The 19,666-nt window shown below is 53.4% G+C and carries 13 protein-coding genes; 9 read left to right on the forward strand and 4 right to left on the reverse strand.

What is annotated here, in order from left to right:
- Positions 1-147 precede the first annotated feature (147 nt).
- The 5 genes from ACOTSW_RS09090 to ribA all read left to right on the forward strand — a co-directional run bounded on the left by ACOTSW_RS09090 (position 148) and on the right by ribA (position 7,218).
- Positions 148-1,737: a methyl-accepting chemotaxis protein gene (locus ACOTSW_RS09090; protein ID WP_423678763.1), complete on the forward strand. Its 1,590-nt coding sequence runs from the start codon at positions 148-150 to the stop codon at positions 1,735-1,737.
- A gap of 138 nt (positions 1,738-1,875) precedes the next feature.
- Positions 1,876-3,741, forward strand: coding sequence for a dihydroxy-acid dehydratase (gene ilvD, locus ACOTSW_RS09095; RefSeq protein ID WP_423678764.1), 1,866 nt, complete (start codon positions 1,876-1,878; stop codon positions 3,739-3,741).
- Between the two features lie 789 nt (positions 3,742-4,530).
- Positions 4,531-5,562 (forward strand): SphA family protein, encoded by a 1,032-nt coding sequence (locus ACOTSW_RS09100; protein ID WP_423678765.1) that lies wholly within the window; start codon positions 4,531-4,533, stop codon positions 5,560-5,562.
- A 42-nt stretch (positions 5,563-5,604) separates the two neighbouring features.
- Positions 5,605-6,219, forward strand: a complete 615-nt coding sequence (locus ACOTSW_RS09105) for a chalcone isomerase family protein (protein WP_423678766.1) — start codon at positions 5,605-5,607, stop codon at positions 6,217-6,219.
- Positions 6,220-6,585: 366 nt separating this feature from the next.
- Positions 6,586-7,218 carry a GTP cyclohydrolase II gene (ribA, locus tag ACOTSW_RS09110; protein WP_423678767.1) on the forward strand — a complete coding sequence of 211 codons (633 nt, stop codon included), beginning with the start codon at positions 6,586-6,588 and terminating at the stop codon, positions 7,216-7,218.
- Positions 7,219-7,599: 381 nt separating this feature from the next.
- On the opposite strand, the gene ACOTSW_RS09115 is transcribed toward ribA, so the two are convergent.
- From ACOTSW_RS09115 to zwf, 4 genes are all read right to left on the reverse strand, one after another.
- Complete coding sequence (locus ACOTSW_RS09115; protein WP_423678768.1) at positions 7,600-8,442, reverse strand: HDOD domain-containing protein; 843 nt, start codon at positions 8,440-8,442, stop codon at positions 7,600-7,602.
- A gap of 187 nt (positions 8,443-8,629) precedes the next feature.
- Positions 8,630-9,526 (reverse strand): SIS domain-containing protein, encoded by an 897-nt coding sequence (locus tag ACOTSW_RS09120; RefSeq protein WP_423678769.1) that lies wholly within the window; start codon positions 9,524-9,526, stop codon positions 8,630-8,632.
- Between the two features lie 13 nt (positions 9,527-9,539).
- The gene (pgl, locus tag ACOTSW_RS09125; protein WP_423678770.1) at positions 9,540-10,220 is read right to left on the reverse strand and encodes a 6-phosphogluconolactonase; all 681 of its coding nucleotides are present in this window, start codon (positions 10,218-10,220) and stop codon (positions 9,540-9,542) included.
- A gap of 4 nt (positions 10,221-10,224) precedes the next feature.
- Positions 10,225-11,685, reverse strand: coding sequence for a glucose-6-phosphate dehydrogenase (zwf, locus tag ACOTSW_RS09130; RefSeq protein ID WP_423678771.1), 1,461 nt, complete (start codon positions 11,683-11,685; stop codon positions 10,225-10,227).
- 390 nt (positions 11,686-12,075) lie between these two features.
- Between zwf and edd the strand changes: the two genes are divergently transcribed.
- From edd to ppc, 4 genes are all read left to right on the forward strand, one after another.
- The gene (gene edd / locus ACOTSW_RS09135) at positions 12,076-13,926 is read left to right on the forward strand and encodes a phosphogluconate dehydratase (RefSeq protein ID WP_423678772.1); all 1,851 of its coding nucleotides are present in this window, start codon (positions 12,076-12,078) and stop codon (positions 13,924-13,926) included.
- A 122-nt stretch (positions 13,927-14,048) separates the two neighbouring features.
- On the forward strand, positions 14,049-14,708 hold the full coding sequence (gene eda, locus ACOTSW_RS09140; protein ID WP_423678773.1) for a bifunctional 4-hydroxy-2-oxoglutarate aldolase/2-dehydro-3-deoxy-phosphogluconate aldolase: 660 nt from the start codon (positions 14,049-14,051) through the stop codon (positions 14,706-14,708).
- A gap of 210 nt (positions 14,709-14,918) precedes the next feature.
- The gene (gene pgi / locus ACOTSW_RS09145) at positions 14,919-16,553 is read left to right on the forward strand and encodes a glucose-6-phosphate isomerase (RefSeq protein ID WP_423678774.1); all 1,635 of its coding nucleotides are present in this window, start codon (positions 14,919-14,921) and stop codon (positions 16,551-16,553) included.
- Positions 16,554-16,847: 294 nt separating this feature from the next.
- On the forward strand, positions 16,848-19,604 hold the full coding sequence (ppc, locus tag ACOTSW_RS09150; protein ID WP_423678775.1) for a phosphoenolpyruvate carboxylase: 2,757 nt from the start codon (positions 16,848-16,850) through the stop codon (positions 19,602-19,604).
- Positions 19,605-19,666: the final 62 nt, after the last annotated feature.

Raw genomic sequence — 19,666 nt, forward strand, 5'->3', positions numbered from 1 at the left:
CGTCAGGCTGTTGTTGTAAATTGTTCTGAGCGAACAGCGTGACAACATAAGCTTGAGAATGATCAATGGTGAGCAATTTACGCAATGCCATGATGGCGGGCTATTTTTTTCCCTCTTTCAGTTTTTGTTGCATGTAAAGGTTTGCGTATGTCTGACTATGTTGCACCTGTTGGTAAAGAGTATGTCTTGCAGGATCATGAAACCATCGTCTCTAAAACAGATATGAAAGGCCGGATTACCTATGTGAGCGATGATTTTGTACGCATCAGTGGCTTTTCAGCCGAAGAATTAATCGGTTCTCCGCATAACATCGTTCGCCATCCAGATATGCCGCCAGCGGCTTTTGCCGATTTATGGGCGACGATCAAAAGCGGACGCGCGTGGTCCGGGCTGGTGAAGAACCGCTGTAAAAACGGTGATTATTACTGGGTCGAGGCGACTGCCGCACCCCTGATGCACGATGGCCGGATCGCCGGTTTCACGTCAATAAGGGTGAAGCCCGATCGTGAGCAAGTCCGTACGGCGGAAGCTGCCTACGCGGCGTTAAAGAATGGTGACCAGTCTATCCGCATCAGCGGTGGAGCCGTGGTTCGGGCGCCCTTGTTTAAAGCAGCCGCTTATTTCTCTGGCCTCAGCGTGCGAGCCATACTTAATTTGTATGTGACCGCGATGCTGGTATTGCTAAGTGTGATCACAGTTCTGAGCCTGGCACCGGATTTCAGTGGTACAGATTATCTGATCGCCGGATTAAGTGTGCTGGCAGGCGCTGCGACCATAATGATATTGCAGCGCCTGCGAAAGCAAGTAGTGCAACCTCTGCTGATGCTGGATGAATGCATACAGACCATGACGTCCGGCGATTTATCCGTCACGATCAGGGCTGGTGGTGCGAATGAAGTCGGACGCGTGACGCAGTCATTGCGTGTCCTGCAAACGAATATCAAGTTACTGATAGGCCAGATCAAGCAAACCACCGAGCACGTTCGCAACGGTGCCAGTCAGGTGGCGGCTGGTAATGCCGATTTGTCTTCCCGAACCGAAACGCAGGCCAGTTCGCTCGAAGAAACCGCGTCGTCCATGGAAGAGCTGACTTCCACTGTCAGACAAAACGCCGATAATTCCAAACAAGCCAGCCACATCGTGATGTCTGCTGCGCAAGTGGCGGAAAAAGGCGGTGTCGCAGTGGCGAATGTGGTCAGTACGATGGGCGCGATTAAACAAAGTTCGGGCAAAATAGCGGACATCATTACCGTGATGGACGGCATCGCGTTTCAGACAAATATTCTGGCGTTAAACGCTGCTGTCGAAGCTACCCGCGCCGGTGAGCAGGGGCGCGGCTTTGCCGTGGTTGCCAATGAAGTGCGACAGCTGGCCCACCGCAGTGCTGACGCTGCGAAAGAAATCAAAGATCTGATACAGGATTCGGTGTCTCAGATCGAACAAGGCGCTCGTCTGGTGGATGAGGCCGGGCATACGATGGAGGAAATCGTCAGCAGCGTGAAGCGGGTCGCCGACATCATGCATGAAATTACCAGCGCCAGTCAGGAGCAAAGCGCCGGGATTCATCAGATCAATGATGCCGTGACGCAGATGGATGATATGACGCAGAAAAATGCAGCGCTGGTCGAGCAGGCGGCAGCATCTGCCGATGGTTTGAAAGGGCAGTCTCTGACCTTAATTTCGCTGGTGAATTCATTTAAACTGGTCAAGACCGTCGGGCAAACAGACGCTGCATGAATATGTGGATGCAGCATCCCGGCAGACTCCTTTGATTTATATGATTAAAGTATGAATAATCATCAAATTTAATATTTGACATATATAACGCCGGAGTGCACTCTGGCATTTCCACATCTGATTCTGCAGGAGAAAGCTATGCCGCAATACCGTTCACGTACCACCACACATGGCCGCAATATGGCGGGTGCCCGCGCACTCTGGCGCGCCACTGGCATGAAAGACGGCGATTTTGATAAACCTATCATCGCTGTCGTCAATTCATTTACCCAGTTCGTGCCTGGACATGTGCATCTGAAAGATCTGGGGCAACTGGTTGCGCGTGAAATCGAAGCGGCTGGCGGTGTCGCCAAAGAATTCAATACGATCGCCGTGGATGACGGTATTGCGATGGGCCACGGCGGCATGCTGTATTCATTGCCTTCGCGTGATCTGATTGCCGATTCTGTTGAATACATGGTCAACGCGCACTGCGCCGATGCGATGGTCTGCATTTCCAATTGCGACAAAATCACGCCCGGCATGCTGATGGCAGCGATGCGCATCAATATTCCTGTGGTGTTTATTTCCGGCGGTCCGATGGAAGCGGGCAAAGTGCTGAAGGTGGTGGATGGCGCGAAAAAAGTGATCAAGCTCGATCTGATCGACGCCATGATTAAAGCCGGTGACAGCTCGGTCAGTGATGCGGATGTGGCCGAGATCGAACGTTCAGCGTGTCCGACTTGCGGTTCCTGTTCCGGCATGTTTACCGCGAATTCGATGAACTGCCTGACCGAAGCGCTGGGTCTGGCCTTGCCTGGCAATGGCACTATTGTTGCAACGCATTCGGATCGCAAAGAATTATTTTTACAGGCTGGTCGCCTGATCGTCGATCTGGCGAAACGCTATTACGAGCAGGATGATGCGTCGGTTTTACCGCGCAGCATTGCCTCGAAAGCGGCATTTGAAAACGCGATGGCACTCGATGTATCGATGGGCGGTTCCACCAATACCGTATTGCATTTACTGGCGGCGGCAAATGAGGCCGGTGTGGCATTCACCATGGCAGACATCGACCGTATTTCACGCAAAGTGCCTTGCCTGTGCAAAGTGGCGCCGATGACGGATAAATTCCACATTGAAGACGTGCATCGTGCCGGTGGCATCATCAGTATTCTGGGCGAACTGGCACGTGCCGGTCTGCTTGATACCTCACTGCCGACGATACACAGCAAAACCTTGGGTGACGCGATTGCGAAATACGATATCGCCGTCAGCAAGGATGCAGCGGTTCAGCAATTGTTTCGTGCCGCGCCGGGCGGCGTGCCAACGCAGGTCGCGTTTTCACAATCGGAGCGTTTTGAGCAGAACGACACCGACCGCAGCACAGGTTGTATCCGCGATAAAGCGCATGCCTATTCACAAGATGGTGGCCTCGCGGTGTTGTACGGCAATCTGGCTGAAAAAGGCTGTATCGTTAAAACGGCGGGCGTCGATGAAAGTATTCTGAAATTCACCGGTAAAGCGCGCGTCTTTGAAAGTCAGGATGCGGCTGTTGAAGCGATCCTCGGCGATACGGTGCATGAAGGCGATGTGGTCGTGATTCGTTACGAAGGACCGAAAGGCGGCCCAGGTATGCAGGAAATGCTGTACCCGACTTCGTATATCAAATCCAAAGGTCTGGGCAAAGCCTGCGCTTTGTTTACCGATGGTCGCTTCTCCGGCGGTTCGTCTGGTCTGGTGATCGGTCATGCATCGCCGGAAGCGGCGGAAGGCGGCGCGATCGGTCTGGTCGAAGAGGGCGATATCATCGAGATCAATATTCCTGAACGCACTATCCATCTGCGTGTCAGCGATGCCGATCTCGCCGCCCGTCGCAGTGCAATGGAAGCACGTGGTGATGCGGCATGGTTGCCAGTCAATCGTGACCGCTATGTCTCGCAGGCCTTGCAGGCATATGCGGCACTGGCCACGTCGGCAGATCGGGGTGCGGTGCGTGATTTGTCGCAGTTAAAACGCAAATAAATGTGATGCCAACCGGCTGTAATACGTATTGTCAGACACAGCTTGTATCTGTCCCGTAATGGGGCAGCACCGGAAACAGTGTCGTATGAAAACAGGGTCACAGCCTTTGCTGTTGCCCTGTTTTTTTATCGGATTCATGCGCAGGACATCTTATCCGGTGGTCCGTCTGATGCCGCAGATCCCTCATAACCCTCATAGCCGCCAGGCAGTCCGTTGTAAATTTTCCTCAGATGCCCGTTGGCGCGGATGATTAGAGGAATCGCCCCCAAATGTTTTTAAAAATATCATTTCATGGTATGCCGGAAACGCAATCTATGTTGCCGTCTGGCGCAGACCGCAGATAAATAGCTGCCTCACTATCAACAGGGCGAAATTTGTGCGCTCGGCAGATATTGTTCATAGAATCATTCTTTTTTCTTCTGATATTTTTTTGATAAATCCGGCAGCTACGACGATCTGCCGGTTCACGTTATCATTCGGGTCAGGCAGCACGCCTGTTTGTCTGAACTATTTTTTTTACATCATTTGCATCTGCTTTTCTTTTGCGGAAAAGCACGAACGACTAATCGCGATTTCCGCGATGACACTCACTTCTGCAATTGAGCCGATCCGTATCGGCGACCTGATCTGCGCTTGCATCGTCATGACATCAGGTTCAGTGCACCGAAATAGTTTTTCTGCATGTCGTGTTTGGTATTCCCACAATAAATTCGGATCGATCGTGATGGCTGACTTCAGACCACTCTGAGGCAGCGCATTGGCAATCGGTCGTCGTCATCAGGAGAAAAAATGAAATTTCCTCAGTCCACCATGCGCCGTGTTGTGCTCAGCACCGTCTTGTTTGGCGTGTCAGGCTTTGCTTCGTTAGCGCAGGCGGCAGAAAACAATGAAGTGGCCGTACCTATGGGGTTCTGGAATCTGGACTCGGCGATTCTGCCTTTATCCGGCACTTACGGGCAAGTGTTGCTGGCGAACTATCGTGCCGACAGTGTGAAAGGCAGCGACGGCAATGACATCGCCTTCCATAAAAATATCAGCGGCATTCCGGTGACCGTGAATGGCACAGTCAATGCGAAAATCAAAGTTGATGGCATTATTCCCAAGCTCAATTACATCAGCGAAGAAGCAATACTTGGCGGGCGTTATGGCGCCTATATCGCAATTCCTTTGCTGAAAAAATCGCGCGATGTGGTGGTATCGGTCACAACGCCGCTGCCTGCTGCGCTTCAGCAAAAAATCGGTGCGCAGGCATCCGCAGCGGCCAGTGGCAGCACCAGCGGTCTGGGCGATATCGAACTCGCTGGTTTCATCGGCTGGAAATATGAAAGCCTGTCGATTGTGGCCGCGATGAATGTCGATTTGCCGACCGGTTCCTTTGACAGAAACAGTCAGGTGAATCTGGGCATGAATTCGTATTCATTCCGTCCGTTGGTATCGGCTGCCTGGTCAACCGAATCCGGTTTTGATTTTGCCGCATCCCTGGCTTACAACATCAGCACTGCGAATCGCGATACCGACTATAAATCCGGTCAGTATCTGCATCTCGAATACGTCGGCAGCTACCAGTTTTCCAATAACGTCAAAGCAGGCCTGCACGGCTATTACCTGAAGCAGACGACCTACGATAAAGATCCGAACGGCACCAGCGCGCTGCCACTGATCAATGGCAATAAGGCGCGTGCAGCGTCGTTCGGCCCGGTGATCAGCTATCAGACCGATGATCTGAAAACACAGGTGGAATTCAAGTATCTGAAAGAATTTTCAGCACGTTCACGTCCGCAGGGCGATTTGTTTCTGCTGACGCTTAGCCGGATGTTCTGATCGCCAGCGCTGGCAGAGAATGACTAATCTGAGGAGTAATTCATGAAAGCAGTGAAACACCTGAAGCACATGATGCAGATCGCACGCATGATGCTGATCGTGGCAGGGCTGGCTGGCGGCTTATCGTCAGCGCAGGCGGCCAGCGAAGGCGTGTCGCAGGTATTGGAAGAGTCGGTGCAGATCGACGGACAACGTTTGAATCTGAATGGCAGTGGCACGCACATCATCAAGCGCGTCAAGATTTTCAATATCGGCCTGTACACTACTAAGCCGAGAAACAATACGGCAGATCTGCTGGCGTCACCCGGTCCGGTGCGCCTGAAACTGGTGATGGTGAAAGAAGTGGAAAGTGAATTGATGGGGCGGCGTTTTCTCGCCGACATCCGTTCCAGCACAACCAAAGAAGAACGCAATCAACTCGTTTACCAATTGATGGCAATGGGCGAAGGTTTTGCCAAAATGGGCGACTGGAAAGTCGGCGATGTGATGACGATAGACTGGAGCCAGGGTAAAGGCACCGTGTTCCGCTCAAACAACCGGCAAATCGGCGAAACGCTGAAAGACGACCTGACCATGCACGCGATTCTGAAAATCTGGTTAGGCGATAACGTCGCCGATAACAAACTGAAGCGTTTATTGCTGGGCGATAAAGAGTAAAAAAACTAGAAAAGGCGGCGGTCTGGGCATCGCGTCCAGATCGCCACTATCAGGAATGCATGACGATGATTTGATCGTTGCGCATTCCTGATTTTTTTTGTCATGTGCCGACAGCGCTGCACAACTTGTATTTTTCCACATCATCCCTATTTATTTGAGCAAGCAAAGAACGTCGCTAACGAGAGCCATATCGGGTATGCCAGACGCATCCGCCTCTGGTCGTTTATACTCTTGGTCTTCGCTGTATCAGTAGTTGTATTAATACTGATCGACAGACGCATTTACCGCAACAGGATAAGCGCAATAGACGGCTATTGCGTTGCCCCGCAAGACGGGAATCCACTCAACAGAATTCGCGAGCACTGTATGTCAAGCAACAATCCGCCTGTAGAACAAGAAAAGCTGGCGCTGGAATACGTCGATTCCTGCAACTTACCGACGACCTGGGCAAACTTCCGCATGCATGCGTTTGTCGAACCTGCGACCGGCAAAGAACACATTGCCCTGACGCTGGGCGATGTCGCCGATGGCAAGCCAGTGCTGGCGCGTATCCATTCCGAATGCCTGACCGGCGATGCCTTGTTCAGCCTGCGCTGTGATTGCGGCCCGCAACTCGAAATGGCACTCAAAAAAATTGCCGACGAAGGCCGTGGCGCTTTGCTGTATCTGCGTCAGGAAGGGCGTGGCATAGGCTTGCTGAATAAAGTCCGCGCTTATCATCTGCAAGACGATGGCGCCGATACCGTCGAAGCCAACCAGAAACTGGGCTTCGCCGCCGATCTGCGCAATTACAGCCTCGTTGAACCGATGCTGCAACATCTGGGCATCCATTCCCTGCGCCTGATGACGAACAACCCGCGCAAACTGTCAGCGATGGAAGGATTAAAAGTCACAGTCGCCGAACACGTGCCGCTGATCATCGAACGCAACCCCTACAACGACCGCTACCTGAACACCAAGGTCAGCAAACTCGGGCACATGCTGTCACCGGAACTTTGAACAGCCGGATAAAAAATACAGCGGATAAAAAATACAGTGGATAAATAGCGGTGGATAAAAGACTGCGCCTAAAAAGCAGCTAAAAAGCGCAACTGATCTGCGCTGATTTGAAGTTTGCCGACATCGTATTCCTACGAGCGGAACTGCAACAGGTTCCGCTTTTTTTATGCCTGTAACGCCAGTAGTGCGCAAAAATGGCTTCGGGAGCAAAAAATATACCCCAGGGAGTATATTTAAAAGCCCTTTGTTTCTAAGGAGATGAATGCGTTTTTGGCGCATACTCCCCTGAAAATGCCTTTTTCAGGGGAGTATCGCGGTGATCTTGTGGCGATATTGTGAGTCGCTGTTTTGTGACTGTTTTGTGCGCTGACGCAGGCCTTATCAAACATCAATCTGCTGTTTCAGCTTGTTAAATTCGTCACCGGCTTCCTGCAGCATCTGATCCAGCGCTTCCTGATCCAGCCCGAGGCTGTGCCACGATAGCGCGGTGATTTCGGGGGTGGTGTGATCGGCGCTTTCGGTGACGTTCAGGACGTGGGCGATACCGTTGGCGACGTGCACGATGGTGGCCAGAAAACCCAGCCCCGGTTTGTCCGGCTGGTGATGACCGGCAATCGCGTTTTTCATCTGATCGGAAAAATTCCAGTATATCGCCAGCTCTTCGCCGACGGCGGCGTGATCGATGCCGAGAATTTCTCTTTCGGCGTCAAATTGTGTGCACTGGTGTTCGGTTTGCCAGGCGATGACGTGTTCGTATTCGGCGCTGTGGTAAGTGACCAGCACCAGCGTGCCGATATCGTGCAGCAAGCCTGCGGTGAAGGCGACGTCCAGACTCAGGTTCAGACGTCGTGCGAGAATTTTTGCGACGATGGCGACGGCATTTGAATGACGCCAAAAATCTTTGTGACTAAAGCCCTGACAATTGTTTTCGGGGAAGCAGCCGGTCAGCGCGGCGGTCACGATAATTTGTTTAACGGTGGTCATGCCGAGCAGAGCAATCGCCTGCTGTATGGTGGTGACTTTGAATTGTGTGGCGTAATAGGCGGAATTGGCGAGCCTCAGGGTTTTCGCGGTCAGGGCAATATCGCGTGTGACTTTGTCGGCTAGTTCGTGGGTATCGACATCTTCTTTGTCGATGTTATTCAGTATCTCCATGACGACCGCAGGCAGGGTCGGCAAGTCTTTGACTTCTTCCACAATCTGATGAATAGCTATTCGGTTCATGTCCCGCTCCTTTTTTCGGAGTATTACTCAAAACGACAGGATATGGGCATGCTTGATGCAAAATTTACACATCGTTAGACATGGCGCAAGCGCGTTTCAGCGATGAGCCTGGATGATGTTGCGAGAAACCTTGCCATCCGTGCTTGTGGCGACTACCGCAAAATGGACGCGTGCGGTGGAATAGTATTCAGCCCGCTTTAGGTACAAGACGTTTTTCACTGATGCTGGCTTTGGCCCGTTCCAGCATATCGATAGCCGCCGGGCCGCGCAGTAAAGTGACGGCAACTGCCAGCGCATCGATATAGGTCAGATGGGCGAGGCGGGATGTCATCGGCGTATAGATATCCGGGTCTTCTTCCACGTCCACGCTGATGTGCACGTCTGCCAGCTCTGCCAGCGGGCCGCCACTGGCGCACAGCACCAGTATTTTCGCGCCGGCTTCTTTTGCGAGTTGCACGCTATTGATCAGGTCGCGTGTGCGACCGGTGCGCGAAAATGCGACCACGACACAATCGCTGTTGAGCAGGGTGGCCGATTGCGCCTGCAAATGGGCATCGCAGAAAACTGTGGTGGGTATGCCGAACCGGAAAAACTTGAGTTGTGCATCAATCGCCAGCGCGCCGGAATAGCCTAGCCCGTAACATTCTATCCTGCGGGCTCTGGCAAGTAATTGTACGGCGGCTTCAAAGGTGGTCACGTTCGCATTATTTCTGGCTTCCATCAAAGCGGCGATGGTGCGGTCAAAGACTTTGGGCAACACATCACGCACATGATCAGCCTGATTCACATCCAGATGCAGATACGGAATGCCAGTGGCTAGACTTTTGGCAAACGCCAGTTTGAATGATTTGAACCCATCGAAACCCAGACTTTGCGAAAAACGCGCGACCGTCGGTTCGCTGACATCGCAGGCTTGTGCCAGCACGCGTATCGACATTTCCAGCGCATCATGCGGCTTTTGCAGTAAAAATTCGGCAACCTGACGTTCGGCGCGGCTCAGCGCGGTGCTGGCGACGCGGATGCGGGCCAGCAAACCTTTTTCCGTTGGTGTTATCGAGGAGGGGGGGGTATGTGAATGTGCCATAGTTTTCTATTTTTCAGGGACACCAGAAAACATCAATAGGGCAGCCCGCATCGCGCAATAAGGCGCTGATCGGTAACTGCTGTTGTTCGGCGTCTTCCAGCACGCGGCGTTTTTCTGCACCGCTGATCAGCAGCCAGATCCGCTCAGTATGGAGCAGGCGGGGCAGCGATAATGACATGCGGCTTTGCTGGGTTTGCGGATGCAGGGCAGCGAGGCAGGTGCGCTGATCCTGCTGCACCGGCGCGCCGGGAAACAACGAGGCGATGTGACCATCTGTGCCCATCCCCAGCAATACCGCATTGAAAGTCTGGGGCAATTGTTCACGCAGACGGGCATCAATTGCAGCAGCGGCTGCGGCCGGAGTCGGTGCTGCATTTTTCAGTGACAACAGTTGCCAGTGCTGCTTTGCTGCAGATAAAGGCAGACAGCGACGGAACAAGCCTTCATTGCTTTGCGCATCGTCGTCATCGACCCAGCGTTCATCGGTCGCCACCAGCGTGATTGGTTGGTGCGGTGTTGTGCTTGCGCTCAGCAAAGCATCAAGCCGCCGGTACACCGGTGCCGGCGTGGTGCCGCCTGCCAGCGCAAAACTGAGCGGTGTTGTGGCGCTGTGGATGGCGTCCAGCCATTGCTGGCTCAGACTGGCACTCAGCGTATTGATGTCATCGAAATCGTGGTAACGGATGGTGCTCATGGCTTCAGCTTTCAACGTATTCTTCGCCCCACGCAGCACCGTGCTGCGCCAGCAGGTAACTGGCCGCTGCGGGGCCCCAGCTACCGGCGATATACGATTTCAAGCCTTCGCTATCGTTCTGCCAGGCATTCATGATCGGGTCTATCCATGACCATGCCGCATTGAGTTCATCATCGCGCACAAACAGCGTCAGGTCTCCATGCATGGCATCGAGCAGCAAACGTTCATACGATTCGACGCGGCGTAAATTCGATGCTTCGGCAAAATCCAGATTCAGTGCCACATCGGATAAACGTATGCCTTCGCCGGGTTCTTTGGCCTTCATGAACAACTGCACGCTTTCTTCCGGCTGCAAGGTAATCACCAGACGATTCGAGCGCATAGGCCCTTGCGACTGACCGAAAATCGAATACGGTATCGGTTTGAAATTGATCGTGATTTCAGCGCTGCGGCTTGCCATGCGTTTGCCAGTGCGCAGATAAAACGGCACGCCAGCCCAGCGCCAGTTGTCGATTTCTGCGCGGATCGCGACGAAGGTTTCAGTGCGGGACGCAGGCGGTACACCGGGCTCCGCCTGATAAGCAATGACAGGTTTGCCATCAACCGCGCCGGCGCGATACTGCCCGCGCACGGTTTTTTTGCTGACTTCTTCCGGTGTAAATTTACGCAGTGCGCGCAAGACTTTGACTTTTTCGTCTCGGATCGCATCCGGATTCGCATTCACCGGTGGCTCCATCGCAACGATGGACACCAGTTGCAGCAAATGGTTTTGCACCATGTCACGCAGCGCGCCGGTGTGATCGTAAAAGTCACCGCGCGATTCGACGCCGACTTGCTCTGAAATTGAAATCTGTACGTCCTGTATCCACTTGCGGTTCCACAAAGGTTCGAGGAAGGAATTGGCAAAACGCAGTGCGAGCAGGTTTTGCACCATCTCTTTGCCGAGATAATGGTCGATACGGTAAATCTGATGTTCATCCAGATAATTACGCAGCGACTGGTTAATTTCTCTGGCCGATTGCGCATCGCGCCCCAGCGGTTTTTCGACGACGACGCGCGCGTTGCCTTCCACCAGACCGTGGTTCGATAACTGCTCAACGACAGGAATAAAAATATCCGGGCCGGTCGCCAGATAAAACAGGGTGGCATTGCTTGCCGAGGTATGCAGGCTGTTTTTCAGAATCGCGAAATCTTCAGGTACCCGCGCATCGATTTTGGCGTAATCCGTACAAGCGAGGAAAGCGGCGAGTTTTTCGGCGCTGCCACCGACTACTTTTCCGGCGTACTGGCTGATGCTGTCGCTGACACGCTGACGGAATTCCTCATGCGACAAGGCTTCACGCGCCGCACCGATAAATTTGAATTCGTTGTCGAGCCGGCCATTCACAAAAGCGCTGTACAGCGCTGGAATGATTTTGCGTTTGGCGAGATCGCCGGTGCCGCCAAATAAGACAAAAGTGGTCATGCTGACTCCGTGAGGTGTTCTGATTAGTTGCCTGAATTAATTGCCTGAAATGTGTTGACGCATACTTCGTTGTTCTCATTGTTACCGGTGATGCTGATAAGTTGATGAATGCAGTATGGACAGCCTGATTATGCCAGAAAAGCTACAAAAATGTAGTTTCATTACGTTAATAAAGAACATTTTTCATAAAAAAATGCTTTAAAAATGAAATTATGAAAGTTTGTTACAGAAATTTATGATTTATGGTATCTTTCTACTCATTGTATTCAGGCGGCCTTCTGGTGGTCTTGTGTGTGCGCTGAAGCAGATGCAGAACATCTGCAATGTCACTGCCTCGCTGCCTGATCAGCACGCTTTACTATTACGCCCTCAGGGCATCAGGTGAGTTCAATGACGACATCCTCTTCATCAACATCGATTGCGTTGCATCCGGTTATCGCTCAGGTGACACAACGTATTATTGAACGCAGCAAACCTCTGCGTACTGCCTATCTTGAACAATTGGAAAAAATGCGTGGTCGCGGGCCGCGCCGCGCCAGTTTGTCGTGTGCGAATCAGGCACATGCGAATGCGGCGATGGGCAATGGCACCAAGATCTGGTTGAATCAGGCACAGAAGCCAAACATCGGTATCGTCACTGCCTACAACGATATGTTGTCGGCGCATCAGCCGTATGAAACTTATCCGCAACAGATACGTGAGGCCGCGCTGCGTTACGGCGGCACGGCGCAGGTGGCCGGTGCGGTGCCGGCGATGTGCGATGGCGTGACTCAGGGGCGTCCGGGTATGGAATTGTCCTTGTTTTCGCGCGATGTGATTGCGCAGGCGACAGCCGTGGCCTTGTCGCATGATGCGTTTGACGCGACGCTCTGTCTTGGTATCTGCGACAAAATTGTGCCGGGGCTGCTGATCGGTGCACTGGCCTTTGGGCATTTGCCGACGATTTTTGTGCCAGCCGGGCCTATGGGTTCTGGTTTATCGAATAAAGAAAAAGCCGCTGTGCGCGAACGGTATGCGCAGGGAAAAGCAACGAAAGAAGAATTGCTGGCCGCCGAAAGCGCCGCGTATCACAGTGCCGGCACCTGCACATTTTATGGCACCGCGAACAGCAATCAGATGCTGCTCGAAGCGATGGGCTTGCATTTGCCAGGCGCGGCTTTTGTTCATCCGTCCGATCCTTTGCGCAGTGCGCTGACCGACGCGGCGGTGGAACGGGTGCTGCAACTGACGGAACAAAGCGGCAACTACAAACCTATCGGTCAGCTGGTCAATGAAAAAACCATCGTCAATGCCATCATCGCTTTGCTGGCGACGGGTGGCTCTACGAATCATACCATCCACTGGATTGCGGTGGCACGCGCCGCTGGCATCCTGATCAACTGGCAGGATTTTGATGAGTTGTCTTCCGTGATTCCTTTGTTGACGCGGGTCTATCCGAACGGTACGGCAGATGTGAATGCATTTGAAGATGCCGGTGGCCCGACCTTTGTGATCCGCGAATTATTATCGGCAGGTCTGATGCATGGCGACGTGATGACGGTGTATGGCGAAGAGGGTTTGCATTCACATACCGTGCGCCCGGTGCTGAACGATGCGGGGCAACTCGCATGGCAGGCGCAGCCTGCATTATCGACCGATACATCAGTGGTCAGAAATGTCAGCGAGCCATTCGCCCCGACTGGTGGTTTGCGTCTGCTGCAAGGCAATCTGGGGCGGGCAATTGTGAAAGCATCCGCAGTGCCGGAAGAGGCGTGGATCACCACAGCACCAGCCAAAGTATTTGAATCACAAGAGGCGCTGGTCAGTGCGTATAAAGCCGGCGAGCTGAATATGGATTTTGTGGCCGTCGTGATTTTCCAGGGGCCACAGGCCAATGGTATGCCGGAGCTGCACCATTTCACGCCGGTGCTGGGCAGCCTGATGTCGGCTGGTTACAAGGTGGCGCTGGTGACCGATGGCCGCATGTCCGGCGCGTCCGGCAAAGTACCGGCTGCCCTGCATGTGAGCCCGGAAGTGGCGCAGGGCGGGCCACTGGGTAAGGTGCGTGACGGCGATCTGATCGAGCTGAATGTGCATACCGGCGAATTGCGTGCACTGGTGAGCGAAGACGAGTGGGCGCAACGTACTGCACGTGGCTTGAGCAAAGAAAATATGGCGGGCTATGGTCGCGATCTGTTCGCTGCACAACGCCGTGTGGTGACGGCGCCAGAACACGGCGCTTCGACCATATTCATCGACTGACATTCATAGAAACGAATATCAAAGCTAAGAGATCGCGGTGTGCATTGGTAATGCGTACACCACGCAGACAACACAAACACAACAGCGCGCATCAGCGCCAATGACAATCAGCAGAGGACAACATGAGTTTTTCCAGACAAAGCATCATTGCCCAACTCGCCCAGGTGCGCGTTTTACCGATACTGGTTGCTGATGATGTGGAACAGGCGATCCGTTGCGTGACAACGCTGGCAGAAAACGGTTTGCCCGCCGTTGAAATTACCTTACGCACGCCGAATGCGCTGAACGTGCTGCGCGAAGTCGTGAACGCCTGCCCCGGCGTGACGGTCGGCGCTGGCACGATACTGACTGCTGCACAACTCGCTGCCGTTAAGGAAGCGGGTGCTGCGTTTGGCATCAGCCCCGGCATTACACCTGCCTTAGCCAAAGCCTCCGCAGAATCCGGTTTGCCGTATTTTCCCGGTACCGGCGGTGCAAGCGATGTGATGCTGGCGCTGGAACATGGTTTTGATGTCGTCAAACTGTTTCCGTCAGATGTCGTCGGCAGTACCAAGATGGCGAAAGCACTGGGCGGCCCGTTTCCCGATGTCCGTTTCTGCCTGACTGGTGGCGTCACGCTGGAATCTACGCCAGTGCTGTTGCAGCAGCCGAATGTTTTATGCGTCGGTGGTTCCTGGATGTGTCCGGCGAATCTGATTCAGAGCAGTGACTGGACAGCGATTGCGCAGCTTGCGGCAGCCGCAGCGAAAGCTGCCGGGGCTGGAAAATCTGGCAGCCAGTGATGTTCCCGTCACCGTCTGCGATGCGATTGCTCCGCAGAAGGTGAGACCAGATGCGGCTGTAGCGCTTAATTTAGGCTGCATTTGGTAAAAATATACTGGGGGGAGTATTTTTTAATCGCCTTTGTTTTCAATGATATGAAGGCGAAAATGAGGCATACCCCCTCATTTCTTTGTTTTTCCGGTATCCGCTAAGGTAAAAAAAGCACGCTCATGGCCACTTCTGTTTCCCGCACACCGATCTGGTGTCTATTGCAGCAACGCGCAACGAATCTGCCCAGCCTGAAAGAATTGTTCCGCGCTGATCCGCAACGCTTCAGCCATTTTTCCGCTTCCGCCTGCGGCATTCTGCTCGACTATTCGAAACAGCGCATCGATACCACGGCAAAACTGAATCTGCTGGCACTGGCGCGGCAGCAGGATGTCGAAGCGCGGCGCGATGCGATGTTGCGCGGCGAAGCCATCAATCTCACCGAAAACCGCGCAGTGCTGCATACCGTGTTGCGCCTGCCGAAAGGTGAAAGTTTTTATCTGCATGGCGACAATATTGCTGCCGATGTCCATCAGGTGCTGGCGCAGATGCGCAGTTTCAGCGATGCGGTGCGCGGCGGACACTGGCGTGGTTATAGCGGCAAGGCGATCCGCACGATTGTGAATATCGGCATAGGCGGTTCTGATCTTGGGCCGCAGATGGCATGCATCGCACTCGCGCCTTGGTCACAGAAAAATCTGTCGCTGCATTTTGTGTCGAATGTCGATGGTCGCCATGTGGCTGATGCGCTGGCGAATGCTGATCCGGAAACGACTTTGTTCGTGGTCGCTTCTAAAACATTTACCACGATGGAAACCCTGACCAATGCCCGCACCGCGCGGGAATGGATGCTCGCGCATGGTTGTCCGGCCGAACAGATTCGTCAGCATTTCGTGGCTTTGAGTACGAACGTCAAAGCCGCCGCCGATTTCGGCATTGCGCCGGAAAACGTCTTTCCATTCTGGAACTGGGCCGGCGGACGTTATTCGATGTGGAGCGCGATCGGCTTGTCGATTGCCTTGTATGTCGGCATGGACAGGTTTGAAGAAATGCTGGCCGGTGCGCATGAAATGGATCTGCATTTTGCGCAGGCACCGCTGGAAAAAAATCTGCCGGTGCTGATGGCGCTGATCGGCGTCTGGAATATTAATTTCCTTGGTTTGCATGCCTTGTCGATTGCGCCTTACCACCAGCGCATGACACGTGTGCCAGCGTATCTGCAACAACTGGAAATGGAAAGCAACGGCAAATCGGTGACGCGCGAAGGCCAGCGGGTCGATTACACGACTTCGCCGATTCTGTTCGGCGAAGCGGGTACCAACGGGCAGCACGCATATTTTCAGTTGCTGCATCAGGGCGCGACGATTATCCCGACGGACTTCATTGTCGTTGCCGACGACGATGCCGGCTTACCCGGACACAATCAGGCCTTGCTGGCGAATTGCTTTGCACAATCAAAGGCGATGGCGCTCGGTAAAAATATGGAAGAAGTGCGTGCTGAACTCGGTGATTTACCGGAAAAAATGCTGGCACCGCGCGTGTTTGAAGGCAATCGCCCGACCTCAACCCTGTTGCTCGACAGTCTCACGCCGCGCTCACTGGGCGCGCTGATTGCGTTGTATGAACACAAAGTATTCGTGCAATCGGTGATCTGGGATATCAATGCATTCGACCAGTGGGGCGTTGAACTCGGCAAGTCGCTTGCGCAGCAATTGATCAGCCTTGATCCGGCAGCCGTCAAAGAAGACTACGACAGTTCGACCAAAGGTTTGTTGCAGGCAGTTAAACGCAGTCAGAAGCTCAAAAAAGCTGCCTGAAATCAGTTATGAACGATCTGGCTTAACGCGAGCGGGGCGGTCGCCGCGCTTTCGCTCTGTGAGCGACGACAGACATCGGTGTGTTGTAAGTCTGCCGTCAAGCTCGCTGGGTAAGCTTGATCTAACTGATCCTTTTCTGATGTGTGTTGATATTGTTCAGAAAAGACGACTGTATTGACTATCGGACGCTGCGCATGGCTTCGCACAAAGCTTGCAAGATTTTTCATCTATCGGCTGACCCGGCTCACGTACAATTTTCCCAGCACGCATTTTCACTTCCATTACTAACTCAACATGACTGATAAAGACGATGATAAAGACCAGCGCCTGCGTGACGATATTCGCCGGCTGGGGCGCCTGTTAGGCGATACGGTAAGAAATCAGCACGGCGACGACGCTTTCGAGCTGATAGAACGGGTGCGGCAGAACTCGATACGCTTTCGTCGTGATGCCGATCAGGCCGCACGCGTCGAGCTGGAATCTACCCTGAATACGCTGACCAACGACCAGACCACGCAAGTAATCCGGGCGTTCAGCTATTTTTCACATCTGGTCAATCTGGCCGAGGATCAGCATCATATCCGCCGTTCGCGTGCGCATCAGATCGCCGGTTCGGCGCCGCGTCAGGGTAGTCTTGCGTTCACGATCGACGCTTTGTACAACACTGGTCACAGCACGCAGCAGTTACTGGATTTTTTTGAGCATGCGCAGGTGGCGCCGGTGCTGACTGCACATCCGACTGAGGTGCAACGCAAGAGCATACTGAATTGCCAGATGGTGATTACCCGTTTGCTGGATGAACGTGATCGCATGCAACTGACGCCGGAAGAATCGGGCGCCAATGAGGAAGCGCTGGCTCGCGCCGTGCTCACGCTGTGGCAGACACGCATGCTGCGCATGTCCAAGTTGTCGGTGCTCGACGAGGTGGAAAACGGCCTGAGTTTTTACGACTACACTTTCCTGCGCGAATTGCCGCATCTGTATGCGGGGCTGGAAGATTTGCTGGCATCCAAAGATCCGTCATTGCAGCAAATGGAATTGCCGAGTTTTATGAAAATGGGCAGCTGGATAGGTGGCGACCGCGACGGCAATCCTTTCGTGACCGCCCCCATTCTGGAAAAGACACTGGCAATGCAGGCGACGCGTGCATTCAAGTTTTATCTTGAAGAGATACACACGCTGGGTTCGCAGTTGTCGATGGCAACTTTGCTGGTGAAAGTCTCAGACGATTTGCTGGCGCTGGCCCAGCGTTCTCCCGATCATTCTCCGCATCGTGCCGATGAACCCTATCGCCTGGCGATCAGCGGTATTTATGCGCGTCTGGCAGCGACTTATACACAATTGCTCGGTCTATTGCCGGCGATACCGCCCAGTGGTGACGCGGCGCCGTACGCGTATGCCGAAGAGCTGGCGGCGGATCTCGATATCATTCACCAATCCTTAATCAGCAATGGTTCGGCGGCGATCACCAGAGGCCGTCTGCGCCATCTGCGTCGAGCGGTGCGGGTGTTTGGCTTTTATCTGGCGCCGCTCGATTTGCGCCAGAATTCCGATGTGCATGAACGCGTGGTAGCCGAGTTGTTACAGGCTGCCAATCAGGAAATCGATTACCTGTCTTTGAATGAAGATCAGCGGATTGAGTTGCTGGTGAAAGAGATCAGTTCAGCGCGGCCTCTGGCTTCGCCGTACCTGACTTATTCCGAAGAAACGCAATCGGAACTCGCGATTTACCGCGCTGCTGCGACGGCAAAACAACGTTACGGCGATGGCGCGGTACCGAATTGCATCATCTCAAAAACGGATGGTGTTTCCGATATGCTGGAACTGGCTTTGCTGCTGAAAGAAGCGGGTTTGCTGCATCCGGCAGAAGGGCGTCTCGATGTGAATATTATTCCGCTGTTTGAAACCATCGAGGATTTGCAGAACAGTGCGCCGGTGATGGACAGGCTGTTTGCGATTCCTGCTTATGCGCGTTTGCTCGGTAGTCGGCAGCAAGCACAGGAAGTGATGCTCGGTTATTCCGATAGTAATAAGGACGGCGGCTTCCTGACTTCCGGCTGGGAATTGTATAAAGCGGAACTTGATCTGATTCAGGTCTTTGCGCGGTATCAGGTGCGTTTGCGTTTGTTTCATGGCCGTGGTGGCTCTGTCGGTCGTGGCGGTGGCCCCAGCTATCAGGCAATCCTGGCACAGCCTGCCGGTGCAGTACAAGGGCAGATTCGTCTGACCGAACAAGGCGAAGTCATTACTGCCAAATACGGTAATCCGGAAGTCGGTCGCCGCAATCTGGAGGTGCTGGCGGCCGCGACGATGGAAGCCAGCCTGCTCGCACATCAGGAAGCGCCGCCACGTCCGGAGTTTTTATCGGCAATGGAAGAGCTGTCTGCGCATGCCTTTAAAGCCTACCGCCATCTGGTCTATGAGACTGAAGGTTTTGAGCAGTATTTCTGGGAATCGACGGTGATTTCTGAAATTGCCGGTCTGAACATTGGCAGTCGTCCGGCGTCACGCAAAAAATCGACAGCGATTGAAGATTTGCGGGCGATACCGTGGGTCTTCAGCTGGGCGCAATGTCGTCTGATGCTGCCGGGCTGGTTCGGTTTCGGTGCTGCTGTGCAGGCGTATTTACAGGCACATCCGGATAATGGATTACAGACCTTGCAAGCGATGTTCCGCGACTGGTCTTTCTTCAGCACGGTGTTGTCGAATATGGAAATGGTGCTGGCAAAAAGTGATATCGGCATTGCCAGCCGCTATGCGGAACTGGTGAAGGATGACAGCTTGCGCCAACGGATATTCCCACGCATTCAGGCTGAACATGCTTTAACGATAGAAGTATTGAAGTCGATTTCCGGGCAGGATGAATTGCTGGCCGCGAATCCTTTACTGGCGCGTTCGATACGAAATCGTTTCCCCTATCTGTCGCCACTGAATCACGTACAGGTCGAGTTGCTCGAACGTTTCCGGCAGGGCGATACGGACGAACGGGTGCGCCGTGGCATACATTTATCGATTAATGGTATTGCAGCTGGTTTGAGAAACAGCGGCTGATCCGTTGATCGATGCGGAAATAATGGATGCAAAAAAAAAGCCTCTCGATTTGAGAGGCTTTT

This window comes from Undibacterium sp. WLHG33 (assembly GCF_049544815.1).
Classification (GTDB): Bacteria; Pseudomonadota; Gammaproteobacteria; order Burkholderiales; family Burkholderiaceae_D; genus Undibacterium.